Raw genomic sequence first — 20,055 nt, forward strand, 5'->3', positions numbered from 1 at the left:
GGCTGCGGGAACGGTCGAATCAGGCCATCGGCGGAGTGTTCGCCGGGTGCGATGCTTCGGGAGCGCAGCGGGATATGGTCGGGCTGTCCGGCGTCGGAAGGGCTGCGCGGGACACCGCCCAGGAGGGACATTGACTGACGTGGCACTGGAGTCGGGGCGCCCGGAGGCCCGTTCGGCCGATGCGTCGGCCGGCGCTTCGGGAACCGAGCGCGGATCCGGTTCGCTCTACCGCAAGGTCGCCGCCGACCTGCGGGAGGCGATCACCACCGGCGCGTTCGGCGAGGCCGGACGGCTGCCCGCCGAGGGCGCGCTCGCCGAGCAGTACGGCGTCTCGCGCGGGACCGTCCGCCAGGCGCTCGCCGTGCTGCGCTCGGACGGCCTGGTCACCTCGCGCCGGGGCACCCGCCGGGTGGTGCTCGGAACGGCCCGGGTGCAGAGCTTCTCCGAGCTGCTCAGCTTCACGCGCTGGGCGTACTCGATGGGGGAGGAGCCCGGCGGCATACTCGACTCGATGGTGCGCCGCCCGGCCGACGCCGCCGAGCGCGAGCAGCTGCGCCTCGAGGAGGGCGACGAGGTCTACGTCATGGTCCGGCTGCGCACGCTCTCCGGGACGCCGGTGATGGTCGAGCGGACCGTCTACCCGCCCCGGGTCGGCGAGATCGTCGCCGAGCTGCCGCCGGACGTCGTCTCGCACACCGAAGTCCTGCGCGAGCACGGCATCCTGTTCACCGACGCCGACCACACGATCGACATCGTCGCCGCCAACGGGGACGACGCCCGGCTGCTCGGCTGCCGTCGCGGCGGCCCGCTGCTGCGCGAGCGGCGCCGGACGACCGACCCGACCGGGACGCCGGTGGAGTGGTCCCAGGACCGCTACCTGCCCGGCACGGTGGCGTTCAGCGTGCACAACTCGCTGGCCACGTCCGCGCTTTCGCGGCACGCCCGGGACCTGGACTGACGGTGGCGGCGGGGCGGCCCGGCCTGCGGGCCGCCCACGCGCCGGGGCGTCGTCAGCGCATCAACGAGGCCAGCAGCGGCCGGAAGTGGTCGAAGTCCGGGGTCTTCGCACCCGCCTCCTTGGCCTGATCGTCCCAGCGGCGCACCGCCACCGCGTCCTCGGCGCCCGGGTGGGCGGCGAAGGCGGCGGCGTCCTGCCCGGACATCGGGCCGCCCTGCACCTGGAGGGTGTACTCGGAGGCCTCGGACAGCCGCGCCCGGTAGTCCGGCTCGACCGCGCACAGGTAGCGCTTGGCCGCCACGTGCAGCCGGATGGGCCCGGTGACCTCCGGGCCGAACCAGCGGGCCAGCCAGGCGGCCCCGGTGTCGCTGTGCCGGTTGTCCTGACCTTCCATCAGATCCCGTCCGTGCAGGGATCCGTGGCCGTGCTGGTCGAAGAAGTGGCCGACGTCGTGCAGCAGGGCCGCCGCGACCAGGTGCGGGGCCGCCCCGGCCGCCTCGGCCAGCGCGCCGGCCTGCAGCATGTGCTCGGCCATGGTGACCGCCTCGCCCAGGTACTCCCCGGCGCCCTCGCCGGCGAACAGCGCGGCCAGCTCGTCCAGCGCGGCCGAACGGCGGTGCAGCACGGCCAGGGTGGAGCCCAGCGAGTCCAGGTCCGCGTAGCAGCCCTGGAGATGGCGGCGGCCGTCCTGCGCGAACGCCGTCCGGGCGTGCATCAGCCGGACGTTGTCGAAGATCAGGCAGTCGCCCGGGTCGAGCCGGAACTCCAGTTGGAGCTCCGGACGCAGGGTGATCGCGGCGAACGCGCGGTAGGCGGCGTAGAACGCCTCCAGCTCCGCCGCCGGGCCGCGCAGGGTGGCGATCGAGCGGTTGTTGAACCGCACCTCGCGGATCCGGCCCAGCGGGTCCACGTCGATCAGCGGCCGGTCGGCGCGCAGTTCGGTGCCGCGGTCGCGGAAGACGAACGGCACGGGCGTGCGGGTCAGCACCGCGAAGTGCTCGGGCGCCTGAGCGCGCAGCAGTGCCGCGGCCCGGAAGCCGTCCACCAGGCCGGAGTCCCCGCCGGTCGCCGAGTTCTCCAGGCAGTGCAGCAGTTGGAGGGTCGGGACCGGGTCGCGGTACGGGTTGTCGGTGTGCGGGGTGATCGCGGCGCTGGTGAACGCCAGGTTGTTCGGGTCCGGCTCGACCCGGACGTCGAACAGCTCGCCGTAGTTGGTGACCCGCACGTGCCCGAAGGTCTCCGCGACCGCCAGCACCTGCCGCTCGCGCACCGGCACCCCGCGCAGCACGGCGAAGCCGGAGCGGCGCACGGCGGCCAGCACGGCCGCCTGCTCGGCCGGGTCGGCCAGGTAGGCCTCCCACCGCGCCTCCGGGAGGCCGCCCGCGAAGTCGGCGGCCTCCCAGAGCCGCTTGTCCGCCTCCGTCCGCCCGTCGCCGTCCGCCTCCCGCGCCGGCACCCCGGACGGGTACCGGGAGCGGTGCCCGTCCGACCAGAGCACCTCCAGGTGCCCCTCCAGCTCGGCCTGCGCGGCGATCGCGAGGTCGTCCGGCAGGTCGGTGATCTGGAACAGCTTCTGCCCGTTGCGCGGGTCGCGGCATTCGGCGCAGGGGCAGTTGTCGCGCAGCCAGTACGGCGGCAGCTCGGTGGTCATGGTCGTCTCCTCGGCGGCCCGGGGGTCGAAGTTGTATAGCCAACTTCTCCGTCGCACAGGACCCTGCCGGGCCATGGTGAGCACCGGGTGCCGAGCGCGTGAACGGCTCGGGAACAGTGCCGGGGCGGTCCCGGGGAGCGAGCGCCGGAACGCGGACCGCCCCGGCCGCTGCGGCGGACGGGGCGGACGGGGCCGATCGGCGGGCCTTGCCGGGGGCGTCAGACGGTGGCGTCCCAGGCCTGGCCGGCCGCGGTGAGGGCGGGGGCGGCGTCGGCGCCGGTCGCGGTGGCGAGGGCGGTGAGGGTGGCGCGGACGGTGCCGAGGGTGGCGGCGGGACCGTAGTGGTTGACCCGCAGCATCTCGGCGGCCAGGGCGCCGCCGCCGGCCTGGACCGGGAGCGACGGGTCGAGGCGGCGCAGCTCGGCGGCGAGGGCGGTGGCGTCCAGGCCGGCCGCGGTGCGCAGGGTGGTGGCGACCGGCGCGGCGTGCGCGTCGTCCGGGACGAACGGGGTGAGCGTGCCGAGCGTGCGGACGCCCGCGCGCAGGGCGCTCGCGGCCGCCCGGTGGCGGGCGATGACGGCGGGCAGGCCGTCCGCCGCGATCCGGTCCAGGCAGGCGCCGAGCGCGAGCATCTCCAGCTGCGCGGGCGCGTGCGGCAGGACGGCGCGCCCGGCGTCCGTCCAGCGCTCCTTCCAGTCCAGCAGCGAGAGGTAGGAGCGGCGCGGGGCGGCCGGGTTGGCGGTGATCCGCTCCCAGGCCCGCGCGGAGACCGAGACGGCCGAGACGCCGGCCGGCCCGCCCATCGCCTTCTGTCCGCCGATCACGCACAGGTCGACGCCCCAGGCGTCGGTCAGCAGCGGCTCGGCGGCCACCGAGGCGACCGCGTCCACCATCAGCAGCGCGCCGTGCTCGCGCACCACGGCGGCGATCTCGGCGACCGGGTTGGTGTTGCCGGTGGCGGCCTCGGCGTGCACCAGCGAGACGAAGTCGATGGCCGGCCCGGCCGCCAGGGCCTCGGCGACCTGCTCGGCGCTCACCGCGCTGTCGAACGGCACGGCGAGGTCGACGACCTCGGCGCCGCAGTCGCGCAGCCAGTTGCCGAAGGTCTGGCCGTACGGGCCGGTGACGATGTTGAGCGCGGTCGAGCCCGGGTGCGCGGCGCCGCGGATGGCGGCCTCCAGCGGCAGCAGCGCCTCGCCCTGGGTGACGATGACGTCGGCGGTGGTGTGCAGCAGCGCGGCGACCTTGTCCTCGATCGCCGCGAAGTCGGCGGCGCTGAGCGGGGGCAGGTCGAGGAAGGGGCTCACGGTCTCTGGGCCTTTCGAGGGGGAGGAAGGGTGCCGGCAGGGAACGAGTCTGCCCCATGTTCGCTGCTTACAGGGAACGGCGCCGTCGGTAGAGTGCGGCCATGAGCGATGGCGCGGTGCTGCACGTCCGGGGTCGGGTGCTGGTCGGTCCGGAGGACGTCCGGGACGAACTCTGGGTGGTGGACGGCCGGGTGACCTTCTCCCGTCCGGCCGCCGTCGGCGCCGCCGCCCCGGACGTCCGGACGGTGGCGGGCTGGGTGCTGCCCGGCCTGGTGGACGCGCACTGCCACGTCGGCCTGGACGCGCACGGCGCCGTCGACGCGGCCACCAGCGAGAAGCAGGCGCTCACCGACCGCGACGCCGGCACCCTGCTGATCCGCGACGCCGGCTCCGCCGCCGACACCCGCTGGATCGACGACCGCGAGGACCTGCCCCGGATCGTCCGGGCCGGCCGGCACATCGCCCGCACCCGCCGCTACATCCGCAACTACGCGCACGAGATCGAGCCCGGCGACCTCGCCGCCTACGTGCGCGCCGAGGCCCGGCGCGGCGACGGCTGGGTCAAGCTGGTCGGCGACTGGATCGACCGCGAGCGCGGCGACCTCGCCGCCTGCTGGCCGGGCGACGCGCTGGCCGAGGCGATCGCGGCGGCGCACGAGGAGGGCGCGCGGGTCACCGCGCACTGCTTCGCCGCCGAGTCGCTGCCGGACCTGCTGGCCGCCGGGATCGACTGCGTGGAGCACGCCACCGGTCTGACCGAGGAGCTGATCCCGGTCTTCGCCGAGCGCGGGGTCGCGATCGTGCCGACCCTCGTCAACATCGCCACCTTCCCGCAGCTGGCGGCCGGCGGGGAGGGCAAGTTCCCGGCCTGGTCGGCCCACATGCGCCGGCTGCACGAGCGCCGCTACGCCACGGTCGGCGCCGCGCACGACGCGGGCATCCCGGTCTACGTCGGGACGGACGCGGGCGGCTCGCTGGCCCACGGCCTGGTCGCGGAGGAGGTCGCCGAGCTGGTGAAGGCCGGGCTCACCCCCGCCGAGGCGCTGTCGGCGGCCAGCTGGGGGGCGCGCGCCTGGCTGGGGCGTCCCGGCCTGGAGGAGGGAGCGCCGGCGGACTTCGTGGTGTACGCGCACGACCCGCGCGCCGACGTCCGGGTGCTGGCCGATCCGCGGCTGGTGGTGCTGCGCGGGCGCCCGGTGGCGTGAGCGCCCGCGGGCGTGCTTCCGGTGTGATCATCTCGGTGAACGGGCTGTCGGTGTAGGCCGATAGGGTTACGCCCATGGCACCGCGTCCACTGAACGAGATCGTCGAGCCCGGATGGGCCACCGCGCTGGAGCCGGTGGCCGGGCGGGTCGCCGCGATGGGTGACTTCCTCCGCGCCGAACTGGCCGCCGGCCGCACCTATCTGCCCTCCGGCCCGAACGTGCTGCGCGCCTTCCAGCAGCCGTTCGCCGAGGTGCGGGTGCTGATCGTCGGCCAGGATCCGTACCCGACCCCCGGCCACGCGGTCGGTCTGAGCTTCTCGGTGGGGGCCGAGGTCCGGCCGATCCCGGCCAGCCTGGTCAACATCTTCCAGGAGTACGGCAGCGACCTCGGCCTCCCGCAGCCGTCCAACGGCGACCTCACCCCGTGGACGCAGCAGGGCGTGCTGCTGCTGAACCGCGCCCTGACCACCGCCCCGCGCAAGCCCGCCGCGCACCGCGGCAAGGGCTGGGAGGAGGTCACCGAGCAGGCGATCCGGGCCCTGACGGCGCGCGGCGGCCCGCTGGTGGCGATCCTCTGGGGCCGGGACGCGCGCAATCTGCGGCCGCTGCTGGGCGAGATCCCGGCGATCGAGTCGGCGCACCCGAGCCCGTACTCGGCGAGCGGGGGCTTCTTCGGCTCGCGCCCGTTCAGCCGGGCCAACGAGCTGCTGGTGCGGCAGGGGGCGCAGCCGGTGGACTGGCGGCTGCCGTAGGCGGCCTGCCGTAGCAGACGTGCGTCAGCGTGGAGCGTCAACTTCACCCCAACGGGTGAAATGACGCTCTGTGCGACTCATGTGACGGATCGTTTGAGAAGACTGGCGGCTCATCCATTCAGCCGTGGGGGTACCGCCATGTCTTCTCGACGAATCGTTTCCGCAGCCGCTGTCGCCCTGGCCTGCACCGTTCTCACCGTTCTCACCGCGCCGCCCGCCGGGGCCGCCGAGCCCGCGCCCGCCGCCTCTCCGACGCCCGCCCCGACGCCCTCGCCGGGCAAGGCGCGCGCCGTCACCGCCGAACTCGACCTGGACGTACGGCTGTTGAACAACGCCGTGGACGTCCCGGTGAACGTCTCGCTGAACAAGGTCGAGTCCCCGGCGCAGCGCGAGGGCACCGTCCTCACCGCCAGGGTCGACGGCGTCGACCAGTCCGGTCCGGTCACCCTGGTCAAGGCGGACGTCGGCAAGTCGGTCACCAAGGTCGACGCCAAGGGCGCCACCGCCTCCGTCACCCTCGCCGACGCCGACGTGCACGCCCCCGGCCTGCCCGCGACCACCCTGCTCGGCCTGGAGGCGCTCAGCGCCACCGCCACCTGCCCCGTCGACGGGCAGCCCACCGCCGACGTGGTCGCGCCCGCAAGGCTCACCGTCCTCGGCAAGCCGGTCACGCTCGGCCTGTACGGGCCGACCAAGGTGGACGTGCCGCTGGTGGGCAGCGTGTCGGTGGAGTTCTCCAAGAAGACCACCACCTCGACGACGGCCGCCGCCTCCGCGCTGGAGGTCCAGGTGGCGGTGGACCCGCTGAACCTCAACGTCGCCAAGGTCACCGGTACCGTCACGGTGGCCTCGGTGAGCTGCGAGAAGCCCGTCCCGGCCGCTCCGGCGGCCACCCCGACGGCCACCGTGACGCCGTCGGCCGGTCCCGCGGCCGCCGTCACGGGGACCCCGACCGCCCAGCCCGTCGCGGACACCACCCCGTCCGCCGCCGTCCCGTCCGCCGCCGCCCCGGCCCCGGCCACCGCCCGCCGGACCGCGTCCCCCGCCGCCCCCACCGCCGCGCCCGACGCCCTCGCCTCCACCGGCGGCAACGACGCGACGGCCCCGCTCGCCGCCGGCGCCGCCGCCCTGGTCGCCGGAGGCGCCTGCGCGCTGTGGGCCACCCGCCGCCGCCGGGCCGCCGCCCCCGCGCACGCCCGCCGGTCCTGACCCCGGGCCCCCGGCCCCCGGCCCCCATGGATGCGGGAGTGCCACCCGCGGCACTCCCGCACCGTAACCGTGCCAGTGCGGACGGTTGGTTCACATGGGCGTTACACGAGAGGAACAACCGGGAAACGGCGGCTTGCAACGCTACGCGGGCACCCACCACTCAGTTTGCGAGGTACACCGCCGTGGCAATCAAGGCCGAGTACATCTGGATCGACGGCACCAAGCCGACCGCCAAGCTCCGCTCCAAGACTCGTGTCCTGCCGAACGCGGACAAGATCCCCACCTGGGGCTTCGACGGCTCCTCGACCAGCCAGGCCGAGGGCCACGCCTCGGACCGCGTGCTGACGCCGGTGCGCGTCACCCCGGACCCGATCCGCGGCGGCGACCACATCCTCGTCCTGTGCGAGGTCCACGAGACCGACGGCACCCCGCACGAGTCCAACACCCGCGCCCTGCTGCGCGCCGTCGCCGAGCAGTACGAGGCGCAGGAGTCGATCTTCGGCATCGAGCAGGAGTACACCTTCTTCAAGGGTTCCCGCCCGCTCGGCTTCCCCGAGGGCGGCTACCCGGCCCCGCAGGGCGGCTACTACTGCGGTATCGGCGCCGAGGAGGTCTTCGGCCGCGAGATCGTCGAGCTGCACCTCGACCGCTGCATCGACGCCGGCCTGGCCATCTGCGGCATCAACGCCGAGGTCATGCCCGGCCAGTGGGAGTTCCAGATCGGCCCGGTCGACGCCCTGACCGTCTCCGACGACATGTGGATCGCCCGCTACCTGCTCTACCGCACCGCCGAGGAGTTCGGCATCGACGCCACCCTCGACCCGAAGCCCGTCCGCGGCGACTGGAACGGCGCCGGCGCGCACACCAACTTCTCCACCAAGGCGATGCGCGAGAACTACGACGCGATCATCACCGCCTGCGAGTCGCTCGGCACCTCCCAGGAGAAGGTCCTGGAGCACGTCACCCAGTACGGCGCCGACATCGAGTCCCGCCTGACCGGCAAGCACGAGACCGCCCCGTGGAACGTCTACTCCTACGGCGTCTCCAACCGCGGCGCCTCGGTCCGCATCCCGTGGCAGGTCGAGGTGGAGCAGAAGGGCTACATCGAGGACCGCCGCCCGAACGCCAACGTCGACCCCTACGTCGTCACCCGGCTGATGATCAACACCTGCTGCGCCGCCCTGGAGAAGGCCGGCCTGGTCTGATCCCGGTCCACCACCGGTAGCACCACGCACGCCCGCAGGGCCTCCCCACCTCACCGGGGAGGCCCTGCGGGCGTTTCCGGCGTCGGGCGGCGCTCTTGATCGGTCCTGGCCGGGGACGGATAATCGCGCGTATGACCGCCTCCGCCGCTGCCTCCGGATGCCTCGTGCGACGCCTGCACGTGGATTTCGCGCGGGTGTGGTCGGCCGCCTGTCGCCGGTGAGCGGCTCACCCCCCTTCCCGCAGGCGGCTCTTCCACGGAGTGTGTGTTCATGACCCTGACGTTCCACTGGTTCCTGCCCACCAACGGTGACAGCCGGCACGTCGTCGGCGGCGGGCACGGGTCGACGCCCGGTGCGGCCGGGGGCGACCGGCCGCCGTCCCTCGGGTACCTGGGGCAGATCGCCCGCAGCGCCGAGCAGTTGGGGTTCGAGGGGGCGCTGACGCCGACCGGGGCCTGGTGCGAGGACGCCTGGCTGACGACGGCGATGCTCACCCAGGCGACCGAGCGGCTCAAGTACCTGGTGGCGTTCCGGCCCGGGCAGATCTCGCCGACGCTGGCGGCGCAGATGGCGGCGACCTACCAACGGCACGCCGGCGGGCGGCTGTTGCTCAACGTGGTGACCGGCGGCGAGTCGGCGGAGCAGCGTGCGTACGGGGACTTCCTCGACAAGGACGCGCGCTACGCCCGCACCGGCGAGTTCCTGTCCGTCGTGCGGCGGCTCTGGGCGGGCGAGACGGTGGACCACAACGGTCCCCATCTGCGGGTCGAGCGGGCGGAGTTGAACCGGCTGCCGGAGCCGGCGCCGCCGGTGTACTTCGGCGGTTCGTCCCCGGCGGCGGGCGAGGTCGCCGCCCGGTACGCGGACGTGTACCTCACCTGGGGCGAACCGCCCGCGCAGGTGCGGGAGAAGATCTCCTGGATCCGCGAACTCGCCGCGCGGGAGGGGCGGGTGGTGCGGTTCGGGATCCGGCTGCACGTGATCACCCGGGACACCTCGGCGCAGGCCTGGGCGGAGACGGAGCGGCTGCTGGCCGCGATGGACCCGCAGCGCGTCCGGGAGACCCAGCGGGCACTGGCCCGCAGCGAGTCGGTGGGCCAGCGCCGGATGCTCGCGCTGCACGCCGGCTCGGCGGAGCGGCTGGAGGTGTACCCCGGGCTGTGGGCGGGCATCGGCCTGCTGCGCGGCGGGGCCGGGACGGCGCTGGTGGGCAGCCACCGGGAGGTGGCCGACCTCGTCACCGAGTACCACGAGCTGGGGATCGACGAGTTCGTGCTCAGCGGGATGCCGCACCTGGAGGAGGCGTACTGGTTCGGCGAGGGCGTGCTGCCGGTGCTGGCCGCCCGCGGGCTGTGGCGCCGGCCGGAGTGAGGGGTCGGCCGGCGCCGGGCCCAGGCCGGGGCTACTGCTCGCCCAGGACCATCCACTTCTCCGGCTTCGCCACCGGCTGGAAGCCCACCTTCGCGTAGACGCCGTGGGCGTCGGCCGTGGCGAGCAGCAGACGGCGCAGGCCGTGCTCGGCGAGCTCGTCGCGGACGCCGGCGGCCAGGGCGGTGCCCAGGCCCCGGCCGCGGGCGGCGGGGGCGATGTAGACGTCGCACAGCCAGGCGAAGGTGGCGTGGTCGGTGACCACCCGCGCGTAGCCGACCTGCCGGCCCGAAGCCTGCTCGTAGAGGCCGAAGTTGAGCGATCCGGCGATCGCCCGGTCCTGCTTCTCGCGGCTGCGGCCGAGCGCCCAGTAGGCGTCCAGGGACAGCCACTGGTGGATCAGCGCGGCGTCGAGGCGCGCGGGGTCGGTGGAGATCTCGTAGCCGTCCGGCAGGCCTGTGTCACTGGTCATGGCCCGGATCCAAGCAGAGGAGCGGGCCGGCCGACCAGCGGTTGTCTCAGTGGACGGGCACGGCGTTCTCCGGCCGGCTGTGCCAGTTGGTGACGATCGGCTTGTCGACGGGGGTCGGGCCGATCGGCAGGCTGACCGGGTCGGGGTCCGGGGTGCCGATGCCCACGATGACGTCGTTGAACTCGACGGCCTGGTTGTCCTTGGTGGTCTTCGTCATGACGCCCGCGTAGGCGGTGTCCGAGCCGCTGAGCTTGATCGGCTGGCCGGCGCCCTGCTCGGCCTTGGAGGCCTCGATGCCGCGCGAGCCGAAGGCGATGACGGGAGGCCGGGGCGGGAGCGTGCAGGTGACGCCGGGCTTGGCCTTGGCGGCGATCAGGATGTAGCCGCCGGCCTGGGACTCCGCCTTGGCGGTGAACACGAGGTCCTTGGCGCCGCAGGTGCCCGCGGGTGCGGCGCTCGGCGCGGAGCTGGAGGGCTTGGTGGTGGCGGACGCCTTCGCCGCGGCGGCCGAGGTCGGGGCGGCCGCGGGCGCGGCGGCCGAGGTCGGCGCGGTGGTCGTGGCGGGACTCGACCCCGAGGACGCGGTGTCGCTGTTCTCCGGCCCGCACGCGGTGGCGGTGACGGCGAGCGCCACGACGGCGAAGGCGGTGAGAGCGAGACGGCGCGAACGCATGCGGATTCCCCCGGAGTCCTGACCGCCGGTGTCGTTCACCGGCGCCCCACGACCGTACGACGGGATCGTTCACGGTCCGGTCCGGGAAACATCCCGATCCTGTCGCAGACCGCGGCGCCCAAAAGGGATGGTCAACGCCCCCGCCGCGCGGGACGATCGCCCCCATGACCGCACTCCCGTTGCTCCTCCTCGACGTCGACGGCCCGCTGAACCCGTACGCCGCCGTGCCGCAGGAACAGCCGCCCGGCTACCGGACGCACCACATCCGGCCGGACTTCTGGCTGAACCGGTTCCCCGGCCGGCCGCCCGAGGAGGCGGAGCCGCTCCGGCTCTGGCTCAACCCCGACCACGGGCCGGAACTGCTGGGCCTGCCCTTCGAGCTGGTCTGGGCGACGACCTGGCAGGAGGAGGCCAACACCTGGATCGCCCCGCTCGTCGGCCTGCCCGAACTCCCGTACGTCCGCTGGCCGCGGATGCACCAGGACGAACCCGACGGCCTGCACTGGAAGACCCGGGTGCTGGTCGACTGGGCGGCCGGGCGGCCGTTCGTCTGGGTGGACGACGAGCTGGGGCCGCAGGACACCGAGTGGATAGCGGCCCACCACCCCGGACCGGCGGCCACCTTCCGGATCGACCCCAGGATCGGCCTGCGGGCGGAGGACTTCGCCGTCCTGCGGGCGTGGGCGTGCGCGGAGCCGGGGCTCGGGGCGTGAAGGTCGGCACGGTCGAGCGGCTGCGGCGCTACCCCGTGAAGTCGATGCTCGGCGAGGAGCTCCGCGAGGCGTCCGTGACGGAGCGCGGCATCCGCGGCGACCGCGCGTACGCGCTGCTGGACGTCGGCACCGGGCGGGTGGTGAGCGCCAAGCATCCGCGCCTGTGGGCGGGCGTGCTCGGGTTCGCCGCCGCGACGGCGCCCGGCGGCGGGGTGGTGCTCACCGGCCCGGACGGCGCCGCCGTCGACGAGGGCGGGCTGTCGGAGCGGCTGGGGCGCAAGGTCCGGCTGGTCGGCGAGCCGCCGCGGGGCGCGAGCGTCGAGCGGTCCGTCCCGGAGGAGGTCCTGGCGCACGGCCCGCACGCCGAGGTCGGGTTCACCGTCAGCGAGCTGGGGCGCGGCGCGCCGCCCGGCACCTTCTTCGACTTCGCCCCGCTCCATCTGCTCACCACGGCCGCCCTCGCCGCGGCGGACGGCGCCGAGGCCGAGCGGTACCGCCCGAACGTGCTGGTCCGGACCCTCGACGCCGCCCCCGGCTTCGTCGAGAACGGCTGGGTGGAGGGCGAGTTGGCGATCGGGGCGGAGCTGCGCCTGCACGTCGTCACCGCGACGCCGCGCTGCGCCGTCCCCACCCTTGCGCACGGTCCCCGGCTGCCGCGCTCGGCGGCGGCGCTGCGGGTGCTCGCGGAGCGCAACCGGCTCGTGCCGCTGCCGGGCATGCCCGCGCTGCCCTGCGTCGGCGTGTACGCCCGGGTGCTGACCCCGGGCCGGGTGGCGGTCGGCGACCCGGTGGTGCTGCACGCCTGACGCGCGGGGAACCGCTTGCCGCTCCCGGGGGTCCCATCGCCACCAGGACGAGACTCCGAGGAGGGGACCGGGATGCGCGCGGACGGGGAGTTCGGTGGCGGGGAGAAGGGGCGGTCGGACGGCCGGTTGGCCTGGGCGGCCCGCTGGGCGGTGGTGGCGGCCGCCGGGACGGCACTGGCCGTGGTGCTGGTGACCTCGGGGGCCGACGACGGCCGGCCGGCCCCCGTCACGGTCAGGCGCACGGCGACGGGGGTGGCGCCCGGGTCGGTGCCCGGGTTGGCGACGGCGACGGCGGTGACGACGGCGGGTACCGCCACCCTGCCGCCGCCGCACCGTGAGGTGACGCCCGGTACGACCCCGGCGGACCCCGGCCCGGCCGCCGCCGTGGGCGTTCCCTACGCGTTCGACTGGAACACCCGTTGCGAGACCAGCCACCTGCGCTTCGCCGGGCGCTCCTGGCAGACCGGGCGGCCGCCGGTCCTGCCGCCCGGTCTGCCCGGCGCGCAGGGCGCCGGCTGGGGGCCTCCCGTCCTGCCCGGCTGGGCGACCCTCACCGCCGTCGACCGGCTCCGCTTCGACGCCCCCGGCTACCTCGCCGACCCGGTGCTGCTCGAACCGGCCGCGCAGCCGGGGATCTGCGAGTAGCCGGGGGCCGTCAGCCGGCGAGCGCCTCCGCCAGGGCGGCCAGGAAGCGGTCCGTGGTGGCCTCGTCCCGTACGGCCACCCGCAGCCAGTCCGGGCCGAGGCCGGGGAAGGTGTCGCCCCGGCGGACGGCGAAGCCGAGGGTGCGCAGCCGGGCGCGGACGGCGTCGGCGCCGGGGAGTTCGAGCAGCAGGAAGGAGGCGGCGGGCTCGCCGTGCACCCGGACGGCCGGGAACGCCGCCAGGCCCTTCACCACGTGCTCGCGCCGGACGGCGAGTTCGTGCGCGGCCAAGTCCGCCTCGGCGAGCGCGGCCGGGGTGGAGCAGGCCTCGGCGGCGACCAGCGCCGGGGTGGAGACCGGCCAGAGCGGCTGGGCCGCGGCCAGGGCGGCGATCAGCGGCGCCGGGCCGAGCACGTAGCCGATCCGCAGGCCGGCCAGCCCCCAGGTCTTGGTGAGGCTGCGCAGCACGACGACCCGGCCGGGCAGGTCCCTGACGGCGGCCAGGGACTCGCGCTCGCCGGGCACGGTGTCCATGAACGCCTCGTCGATCACCAGGGTGCGGCCGGGCCGGGCCAGGGCGGCGACGGCGGCGGCCGGGTGGAGGACGGAGGTGGGGTTGGTGGGGTTGCCGAGCACGACCAGGTCGGCCTCCTCCGGCACGGATCCCTCGGTCAGCCGGAAGCCCTCCCCGGGGGTGAGCAGGACCCGCCGGACCGGGTGCCCGGCGTCCCGCAGCGCGGCCTCCGGTTCGGTGAACTGCGGGTGCACGACCACGATGTGACGTGACGTCAGTGCGCGGGCGAGCAGCACGAAGGCCTCCGCGGCGCCCGAGGTGAGGAGCACCTCGTCCACCGGCCGGCCGTGCCGTCCGGCGACCGCGGCCCGGGCGGCGGCGCCGTCGGGGTAGGCGGCGAGGTCGGCGAGGGTGGCGGCGAGGCGTTCGCGCAGCCACACCGGGGGCGTGCCGGTGCGGACGTTGACGGCGAGGTCGACCAGGCCGGCGCCGTCGGCGCGCACCTCGGCGTCCCCGTGGTGGCGCAGGTCGGGCCCGGCGGGGAACTGCTCGACGGGGGAGTGGGGGCTCACGGCTGCTCTCCTGGGTTCGGTCGGTCGGTCGTGCGGACGGCGGGGCGCACGGGCGACGGCCACCGTCGCGGCCGCCGACTTCCGTTTGGGGACCACGAGCTCGGCGCGCCCGCCGCCGGCTCCCGCCAGCGCCGCGGCCTCGGCCACGCCGGCCGTGCCGACCGCGGCGCCGACGACGCCGGACGGGTTCGGCACGGGGACCGCGGCCAGTGCCCCGGCCGGGTACTCGGCCACCGGCACGCCGAGGGCCGCCGCGGCCGCGCGGACGGCGGGGTGGCCGCCCTTGCCGGCGAGGGTGGCGAGGGCGCCGACGGCACCGGACGGCAGCCCGGCCGCGGCCAGCGTCCGCCGGATCAGCTCCAGCAGCTCCGCCTCCGTCGCCGAGCCGCGCACGCCCACCCCGACGACGAGCGGACGCGCGCCGCCGCCGGCCCCGTCGTCGCCCCCGTCGCCGCTCCCGCCGTCACCCGAATCGGCCAACGCGCCGGAACCGATGTGCCGCGAACCGTTCCCGTCCGGACCCCTCACGCCGCGCTCACGCCCTGCCCACGTCCCATTTCTCCACGTCACCCGCCCGACACCTGCCCGAGGGCCGTGCGCCGACCGGCCCCGGCCGGCCCGCTCGGAGCGGCCGAAACCCGCCACTGCCCGTCGGCCGGAACGCCCAGGTCAGGCGGGTACCGGGCGCCGGGGGCCGCCGAAATCCCACCACGCCCGTGACGGACGGGTCAATCGCGAAGGTCGTGACGTACGCCGGAGGGCGATCCTCGGCCAGCGATCGCTGTTCGCCTTTTCGTCATGTGGCCGCCGGGGCCCGCGCCACCGCGCCGCTCCTATTGTTTGCGGCGCTCCGAAACCGCCGGTGCCCCGCTCGGCGGTCCTCTCCCACCCGGCAGTTCCCGCGCGGCCGGGCCACCTCCCCGGCCCGGCCGCCCCCGACGCACGGAGGACACCATGCCCGAAACCCCGGAGACTGTTGACATGAGCGCCACGACCCCCGCCACCGGGGGCGCCGCCCCGCGCCGCCCCCGCCGCCGTTCCCTCACCGCCTCCGCCGCCGGCCTCGGCCTGGTCGCCGGCTCGCTCGGCCTCTGGGCCGCCACCGGCACCACCGCGCAGGCCGCCGGGCTGCCGACCCCGGACCACGTGGTCGTCGTCGTCATGGAGAACCACGCCTACACCCAGGTGATCGGCAGCTCCAGCGCGCCGTACATCAACAACACCCTGAAGGCCGGCGGCGCCACCCTCACCCAGTCGTTCGGGCTCACCCACCCCAGCGAGCCCAACTACTACCAGCTGTTCTCCGGCTCCAACCAGGGCCGCACCGACGACAGTTGCGTGCCGGTCGGCTCCATCAACCAGCCGAACCTCGCCTCCGAGCTGATCGCCGCCGGCCAGACCTGGGGCAGCTACAACGAGGGCCTGCCGAGCCAGGGTTCGACCACCTGTTCCAGCGGCAAGTACGCGCAGAAGCACAACCCGTGGTTCGGCTTCGGCAACGTGCCGACCAACACCGCGTTCACCATGACGCAGTTCCCGACGAACTTCGCGAACCTGCCGAAGGTCTCCTTCGTCGTCCCGGACCTCTGCAACGACATGCACGACTGCTCGGTCGGCACCGGTGACACCTGGATCCAGAACAAGCTCGGCGCCTACGCCGCCTGGGCCAAGAACAACAACAGCATCCTCGTCATGACCTTCGACGAGGACAACAAGCTGTCCGGCAACCGCATCCCCACCGTCTTCTACGGCGCCCACGTCACCCCGGGCGCCACCACCGCCACCACCTACAACCACTACAACGTGCTGCGCACGCTGGAGGACCTCGCGGGCCTGACCACCCACGCGGGCAACGCCGCCACCGCCGCCACCATCACCGGCATCTGGAACTGACGCCCGTGTACGTCGCGGACTCCCGCAGCTCCAAGGCCCCCGCCGCCCCGGCCGCCACCCGGCCGGGGCGGCGGGAGGCCGCCGACGGCGCCACCGGCCGGGCAGCGCGGGCGGCCGTCCCCGGCACCGTGCTGGTCCTGGGCGTGGTCAGCCTGGTCACCGACATCTCCTCCGAGATGGTCAGCGCCGTCCTGCCGCTCTACCTGCTCACCGGCCTCGGCCTGTCCCCGCTCGGCTTCGGCCTGCTCGACGGCATCCAGAACGGCTTCAGCGCCGTCGTCCGACTGGCCGGCGGCCACCTCGCCGACCGGCGCGGGCGCGACGGCGCCCCCCGGCACAAGGCCGTCGCCGCCGTCGGCTACGGCCTGTCGGCGCTCTGCAAGCCGCTGCTGCTGCTCGCCCACACCGTGCCGCTGATCGGCGCCGTGCTCGCCGTCGACCGCACCGGCAAGGGCCTGCGCACCGCCCCGCGCGACGCGATGATCTCGCTCGCCACCGAACCCGCCCACCGCGGACGGGCGTTCGGCGTCCACCGGGCGATGGACACGGCCGGCGCGCTGCTCGGACCGCTCACCGCCTTCCTGGTGCTGCGGACGGCCGGCGGCCCGCTGCTCGCCGACGGCGGCCAACAGCAGGGCTACCACGCGGTGTTCGCGGTCAGCGCGTGCGTCGCGGTGCTCGGCGTGCTCGTCCTGCTGCTCTTCGTGCCGAACCGCCTCCAAGCCGACGACCCGTCGACCGCGCACCCCCGGCTGCGGGACGGACTCGCGCTGCTGCGCATCCCCGGGCTGCGCCGGCTCACCGTGTGCGCCGTGCTGCTCGGCCTCACCACCGTCAGCGACTCCTTCCTCTACCTGCTCGTACAGCGCCGGCTCGGCCTCGCCACCGAGTACTTCCCGCTGCTCCCGCTCGGCACCGCCGGCGCCTTCCTGCTGCTCGCCGTCCCGCTCGGCGCGCTCGCCGACCGGATCGGCCGCCGCCGGCTGTTCCTGGCCGGCCACGGCGTCCTGCTGCTCGCCTACGGGCTGCTGCTCTCCCCGTTCGACGGGCTGCCGGTGGTGGTCTGCGTGCTGGTGCTGCACGGCGCCTTCTACGCCGCCACCGACGGCGTGCTCGCCGCCGCCGCGGCCGACACCGTCCCCGCCGGACAGCGCGGCGCCGGACTCGCCCTGGTCGGCACCGGGCAGGCGCTCGCCCGGTTCGCCTGCTCGCTGGCGTTCGGCGCGCTGTGGAGCGCCGTCGGCGGCACCACCGCGCTGACCTGGTCGGCGCTGGCGCTGGCCGGCTGCGTCACCGGGGCGGCGTTCGTCCTGCGCGAGCCCGCCGTTGTCGACCCCTCCGACCCCGAGGTGCCCCAGTGACCACCGCCCCCCTCCGCGACCGCACCCGGCTGCTGATCCTGCTGGTCGCCGTCGTCCTGCTCGGCGCGGTCGGCACCGGCGCCGTGCTGTGGGCCGCCGACCGCTCCGCCGAACGCGACCGCGTCCAGGCCGGCGGCCCCGTCGTGACCCCCGGCGAGGTCACCCTCGAGGCCCCCGCCGCCCGGCAGCTGCTCTTTCGCAACATGGCCTGGGGTCCGCACCGCGACGAGATCGCCACCGTCCCCGCCGACCACCCCGACGGCCCGCGCACCTCCTCCGGCGTCCAGTGCCTGCGCTTCTACGCCGCCGCCGGCACCGGCATCTGCCTGCGGGCCGACCGCGGCGCCCTCCAGGACACCTACCGGGCCGTCGTCCTCGACGACCACCTGCGCGAACTGCGCTCCTTCCCGGCCGCCGGCGTCCCCACCCGCTCCCGGGTCTCGCCCTCCGGCCACCTCGCCGCCTGGACCGTCTTCGTCAGCGGCGACTCCTACGCGGGCACCGACTTCTCCACCCGCACCTCGATCGTCGACGTCCGGGACTGGAACCTCCGGGAGAACCTGGAGGAGTTCGACGTGATCAAGGACGGCAGGCCGTACCGCTCGCCCGACGTCAACATCTGGGGCGTGACCTTCGTCGACGACAACGCCTTCTACGCCACCGCCGCCACCGGCGGCCAGACCTACCTGGTCCGCGGCGACCTCGGCGCCCGCACCCTCACCACCCTCCACCAGAACGTCGAGTGCCCCTCGCTCTCCCCGGACGGCACCCGGCTCGCCTACAAGAAGCGCATGCCCGGCGCCTCCGAGGACGCCCCCTGGCGCCTGTACGTCCTGGACCTCGCCACCATGACCGAGACCCCCACCGCCGAACAGCGCAGCATCGACGACCAGGCCGTCTGGTCCGACGACCACACCCTGCTGTACGCCATGCCCGGCGACTTCGGCGCCGACCTGTGGACCGTCCCCGCCGACGGCACCGGCTCCGCCCGGCGGCTGCTCGACGCGGCGGTCGCCCCGGCGTACCTGGGCTGACGGGACCGGCGCGGCGGCCGGGCGGACGGGGCCGGCCGGGCCGGGTGGTCCCGCGCGGAACTCGGAGCGTAGGGTCCACGTCGAGCACTATGAGTGGCCGCTCAGCGCCGGGCCGCCACGACGACTGACCGGGGGAGCAGGAACAGTGAGGCAACGAGGGCCCGATCGAGGGCTGTCGCCGGAACGCGTGCCCAGCGACTCGTGGCCGGCGCTGCACGGCAGACCCGTGCTGCGCCGCACCGTCGCGATCGGGCTGGTGGTCTTCGTGTCGGTGCTGGCCGCCCTGGCCGTCCGGGGCGTCAACGCCCTCACCGTCGGCCGCGGCGCCGTCGAGACCGACCGCGACCGGGCCGAACTGCTGGCCGGCCTCCACCCCTCCCAGCACCCGGGCGCGGGCCGCTACTACGTCCCGGTCGGCGCCGTCTACACGCGCACCCCGGACGGCCTGCCCGTCGCCTACCTGCACTACCGGCTGGCCGGCGGGCGCGAGGTCGGCATCGGCGACTTCCTGCGCACCTACGACCTGGCCGCCCCCGGGGCCCTCGCCCCGCTGCCCGCCGACCTCGCCGAGGCCCTCGGCGGCGACGAACCGGCCCAGGCGCACGAGGTCGGCGTGCCCGACCCGTCCGCCTCGCCGTCCCCGTCCGCCTCCCCGTCCGCCTCCCCGTCGCCGACGTCGACGCCGTCCCCCTCCGCCCTCCCCGACGAGACCCCCGCCCCCACCGCGGAGCCCGAGCCCACCCCCTCGGAACCCGCCGAACACGTCGCCCCGGTCGCCGACCCCACCCCCGCCCCCGAGGACACCCCCTCGCCCACCCCGACCCCCACCGCCGACCCCACCCCCACCGTCAACCCCGCCGTCACCCCCACCCGCGCCCGCCGCATCTACGTCGCCCCCGACCCCGTCGGCCTCCCCGGCGCCGCCGACATCTACGTCCGCGCCACCGGCTGATCGCCTGCTGGCGTACGGTGGCTGCTGTACCTCGAAGGAGCCTGCAGAGAGGGAGAAGCCGTGATCACCCATGACCGGCCGCAAATGAGCCTTGAGGCGTTCGAGTCCATCGCCGAGGCCGCAGCGCTCCAAGACATCGCGCTCGAGTTCATCGACGGTGAAATCGGAGTCAAGCCCGTGCCCGACGGCGACCACGGTCAGATCATTGCGTGGCTTCAGCGGATCTGCCTGCAGCAGCGCCCCGACCTCTGGCTCTTCGCCGAACAAGGGCTGCGCATCCCGTCCTACGAGAACGGCGACGCGCGCCCGGACGGCACCCTCGCGCCGGCGGAGTACTTCGCGGGCCAGGGCGAGTGGGCCGACGCGGGCGGCGTCCTGCTGGTCGCCGAGGTCACGTCGTTCGACCGGCGGGCCGACGAACGCGACCGCGTCAAGAAGCCCCGGGCGTACGCGGAGAGCGGTATCCCCGGCTACCTGCTGGTCGACCGCGACAGCGACACCGTGACCGTCCACAGCGAGCCGGTCAAGGGCCGCTACCGCGAGATCCGGAGCTACGACTACGGGGAGCGGGTGGAACTTCCCGGCCTGGGCGTCGTCCTGGACACCGAGGTCCTCAAGAACTACAGCCGCTGAGCCAACCCCTACGACGAGTCGTAGGGCGCCGCCGCGGTCGTCCGCCGGGACGGCGTGGCCGACCGGGACGAGCTCACCGTCCGCCGCCTGGAGGCCCGGGACCCCGGGGCCTCCCGCGCGGGAGGGCCCGGCCG

Annotated in this window: 19 protein-coding genes; 14 read left to right on the top strand and 5 right to left on the bottom strand. The window is 75.1% G+C overall.

Features of this window, described 5'->3' with window-relative positions:
• The first annotated feature begins 139 nt into the window (after positions 1-139).
• A complete protein-coding gene (locus tag ACFCLZ_RS27205; protein ID WP_380280141.1) occupies positions 140-958 on the top strand; it encodes a GntR family transcriptional regulator in 819 nt (272 codons plus the stop codon).
• A gap of 52 nt (positions 959-1,010) precedes the next feature.
• On the opposite strand, the gene ACFCLZ_RS27210 is transcribed toward ACFCLZ_RS27205, so the two are convergent.
• Both ACFCLZ_RS27210 and ACFCLZ_RS27215 read right to left on the bottom strand, forming a co-directional pair.
• Complete coding sequence (locus ACFCLZ_RS27210; protein ID WP_380280142.1) at positions 1,011-2,609, bottom strand: phosphonate degradation HD-domain oxygenase; 1,599 nt, start codon at positions 2,607-2,609, stop codon at positions 1,011-1,013.
• 218 nt (positions 2,610-2,827) lie between these two features.
• Entirely contained in the window at positions 2,828-3,916 is a 1,089-nt protein-coding gene (locus ACFCLZ_RS27215; RefSeq protein WP_380280144.1) for a pyridoxal-phosphate-dependent aminotransferase family protein, read from the bottom strand.
• Positions 3,917-4,017: 101 nt separating this feature from the next.
• Between ACFCLZ_RS27215 and ACFCLZ_RS27220 the strand changes: the two genes are divergently transcribed.
• The 5 genes from ACFCLZ_RS27220 to ACFCLZ_RS27240 all read left to right on the top strand — a co-directional run bounded on the left by ACFCLZ_RS27220 (position 4,018) and on the right by ACFCLZ_RS27240 (position 9,658).
• Entirely contained in the window at positions 4,018-5,121 is a 1,104-nt protein-coding gene (locus ACFCLZ_RS27220; RefSeq protein WP_380280146.1) for an amidohydrolase family protein, read from the top strand.
• A 74-nt stretch (positions 5,122-5,195) separates the two neighbouring features.
• Positions 5,196-5,873, top strand: coding sequence for a uracil-DNA glycosylase (locus tag ACFCLZ_RS27225; protein ID WP_380280148.1), 678 nt, complete (start codon positions 5,196-5,198; stop codon positions 5,871-5,873).
• 138 nt (positions 5,874-6,011) lie between these two features.
• The gene (locus tag ACFCLZ_RS27230; RefSeq protein ID WP_380280150.1) at positions 6,012-7,082 is read left to right on the top strand and encodes an SCO1860 family LAETG-anchored protein; all 1,071 of its coding nucleotides are present in this window, start codon (positions 6,012-6,014) and stop codon (positions 7,080-7,082) included.
• Positions 7,083-7,264: 182 nt separating this feature from the next.
• On the top strand, positions 7,265-8,287 hold the full coding sequence (gene glnII, locus ACFCLZ_RS27235; RefSeq protein ID WP_380280152.1) for a glutamine synthetase GlnII: 1,023 nt from the start codon (positions 7,265-7,267) through the stop codon (positions 8,285-8,287).
• A 270-nt stretch (positions 8,288-8,557) separates the two neighbouring features.
• A complete protein-coding gene (locus ACFCLZ_RS27240) occupies positions 8,558-9,658 on the top strand; it encodes an LLM class flavin-dependent oxidoreductase (RefSeq protein WP_380280154.1) in 1,101 nt (366 codons plus the stop codon).
• A gap of 31 nt (positions 9,659-9,689) precedes the next feature.
• Here ACFCLZ_RS27240 and ACFCLZ_RS27245 read toward each other — a convergent pair whose 3' ends face one another.
• Positions 9,690-10,127: a GNAT family N-acetyltransferase gene (locus ACFCLZ_RS27245; RefSeq protein ID WP_380280156.1), complete on the bottom strand. Its 438-nt coding sequence runs from the start codon at positions 10,125-10,127 to the stop codon at positions 9,690-9,692.
• A 46-nt stretch (positions 10,128-10,173) separates the two neighbouring features.
• On the bottom strand, positions 10,174-10,800 hold the full coding sequence (locus ACFCLZ_RS27250) for a hypothetical protein (RefSeq protein ID WP_380280158.1): 627 nt from the start codon (positions 10,798-10,800) through the stop codon (positions 10,174-10,176).
• 164 nt (positions 10,801-10,964) lie between these two features.
• On the opposite strand from ACFCLZ_RS27250, the gene ACFCLZ_RS27255 reads away from it, so the two are divergent.
• From ACFCLZ_RS27255 to ACFCLZ_RS27265, 3 genes are all read left to right on the top strand, one after another.
• Positions 10,965-11,513, top strand: a complete 549-nt coding sequence (locus ACFCLZ_RS27255; protein ID WP_380280160.1) for a hypothetical protein — start codon at positions 10,965-10,967, stop codon at positions 11,511-11,513.
• Complete coding sequence (locus tag ACFCLZ_RS27260) at positions 11,510-12,319, top strand: MOSC domain-containing protein (protein WP_380280162.1); 810 nt, start codon at positions 11,510-11,512, stop codon at positions 12,317-12,319. The genes ACFCLZ_RS27255 and ACFCLZ_RS27260 overlap by 4 nt, the downstream gene beginning before the upstream one ends.
• Positions 12,320-12,391: 72 nt before the next feature.
• On the top strand, positions 12,392-12,964 hold the full coding sequence (locus tag ACFCLZ_RS27265) for a hypothetical protein (protein WP_380280164.1): 573 nt from the start codon (positions 12,392-12,394) through the stop codon (positions 12,962-12,964).
• Between the two features lie 10 nt (positions 12,965-12,974).
• On the opposite strand, the gene cobC is transcribed toward ACFCLZ_RS27265, so the two are convergent.
• Entirely contained in the window at positions 12,975-14,447 is a 1,473-nt protein-coding gene (cobC, locus tag ACFCLZ_RS27270; protein WP_380286299.1) for an Rv2231c family pyridoxal phosphate-dependent protein CobC, read from the bottom strand.
• 582 nt (positions 14,448-15,029) lie between these two features.
• On the opposite strand from cobC, the gene ACFCLZ_RS27275 reads away from it, so the two are divergent.
• The 5 genes from ACFCLZ_RS27275 (at position 15,030) to ACFCLZ_RS27295 (ending at position 19,921) form a co-directional block, all read left to right on the top strand.
• Entirely contained in the window at positions 15,030-15,941 is a 912-nt protein-coding gene (locus ACFCLZ_RS27275) for an alkaline phosphatase family protein (protein ID WP_380280166.1), read from the top strand.
• A 5-nt stretch (positions 15,942-15,946) separates the two neighbouring features.
• Positions 15,947-17,302 carry an MFS transporter gene (locus ACFCLZ_RS27280; protein WP_380280168.1) on the top strand — a complete coding sequence of 452 codons (1,356 nt, stop codon included), beginning with the start codon at positions 15,947-15,949 and terminating at the stop codon, positions 17,300-17,302.
• The gene (locus ACFCLZ_RS27285; RefSeq protein ID WP_380280170.1) at positions 17,299-18,336 is read left to right on the top strand and encodes a TolB family protein; all 1,038 of its coding nucleotides are present in this window, start codon (positions 17,299-17,301) and stop codon (positions 18,334-18,336) included. Before ACFCLZ_RS27280 ends, ACFCLZ_RS27285 begins: the two co-directional genes overlap by 4 nt.
• Before the next feature lie 187 nt (positions 18,337-18,523).
• Positions 18,524-19,288 (top strand): hypothetical protein, encoded by a 765-nt coding sequence (locus tag ACFCLZ_RS27290; protein WP_380280172.1) that lies wholly within the window; start codon positions 18,524-18,526, stop codon positions 19,286-19,288.
• An 84-nt stretch (positions 19,289-19,372) separates the two neighbouring features.
• A complete protein-coding gene (locus ACFCLZ_RS27295) occupies positions 19,373-19,921 on the top strand; it encodes a Uma2 family endonuclease (protein ID WP_380280174.1) in 549 nt (182 codons plus the stop codon).
• Positions 19,922-20,055 lie beyond the last annotated feature (134 nt).

Origin of the sequence: Kitasatospora purpeofusca (assembly GCF_042691725.1) — a bacterium.
Taxonomy (GTDB): domain Bacteria; phylum Actinomycetota; class Actinomycetes; order Streptomycetales; family Streptomycetaceae; genus Kitasatospora; species Kitasatospora purpeofusca_B.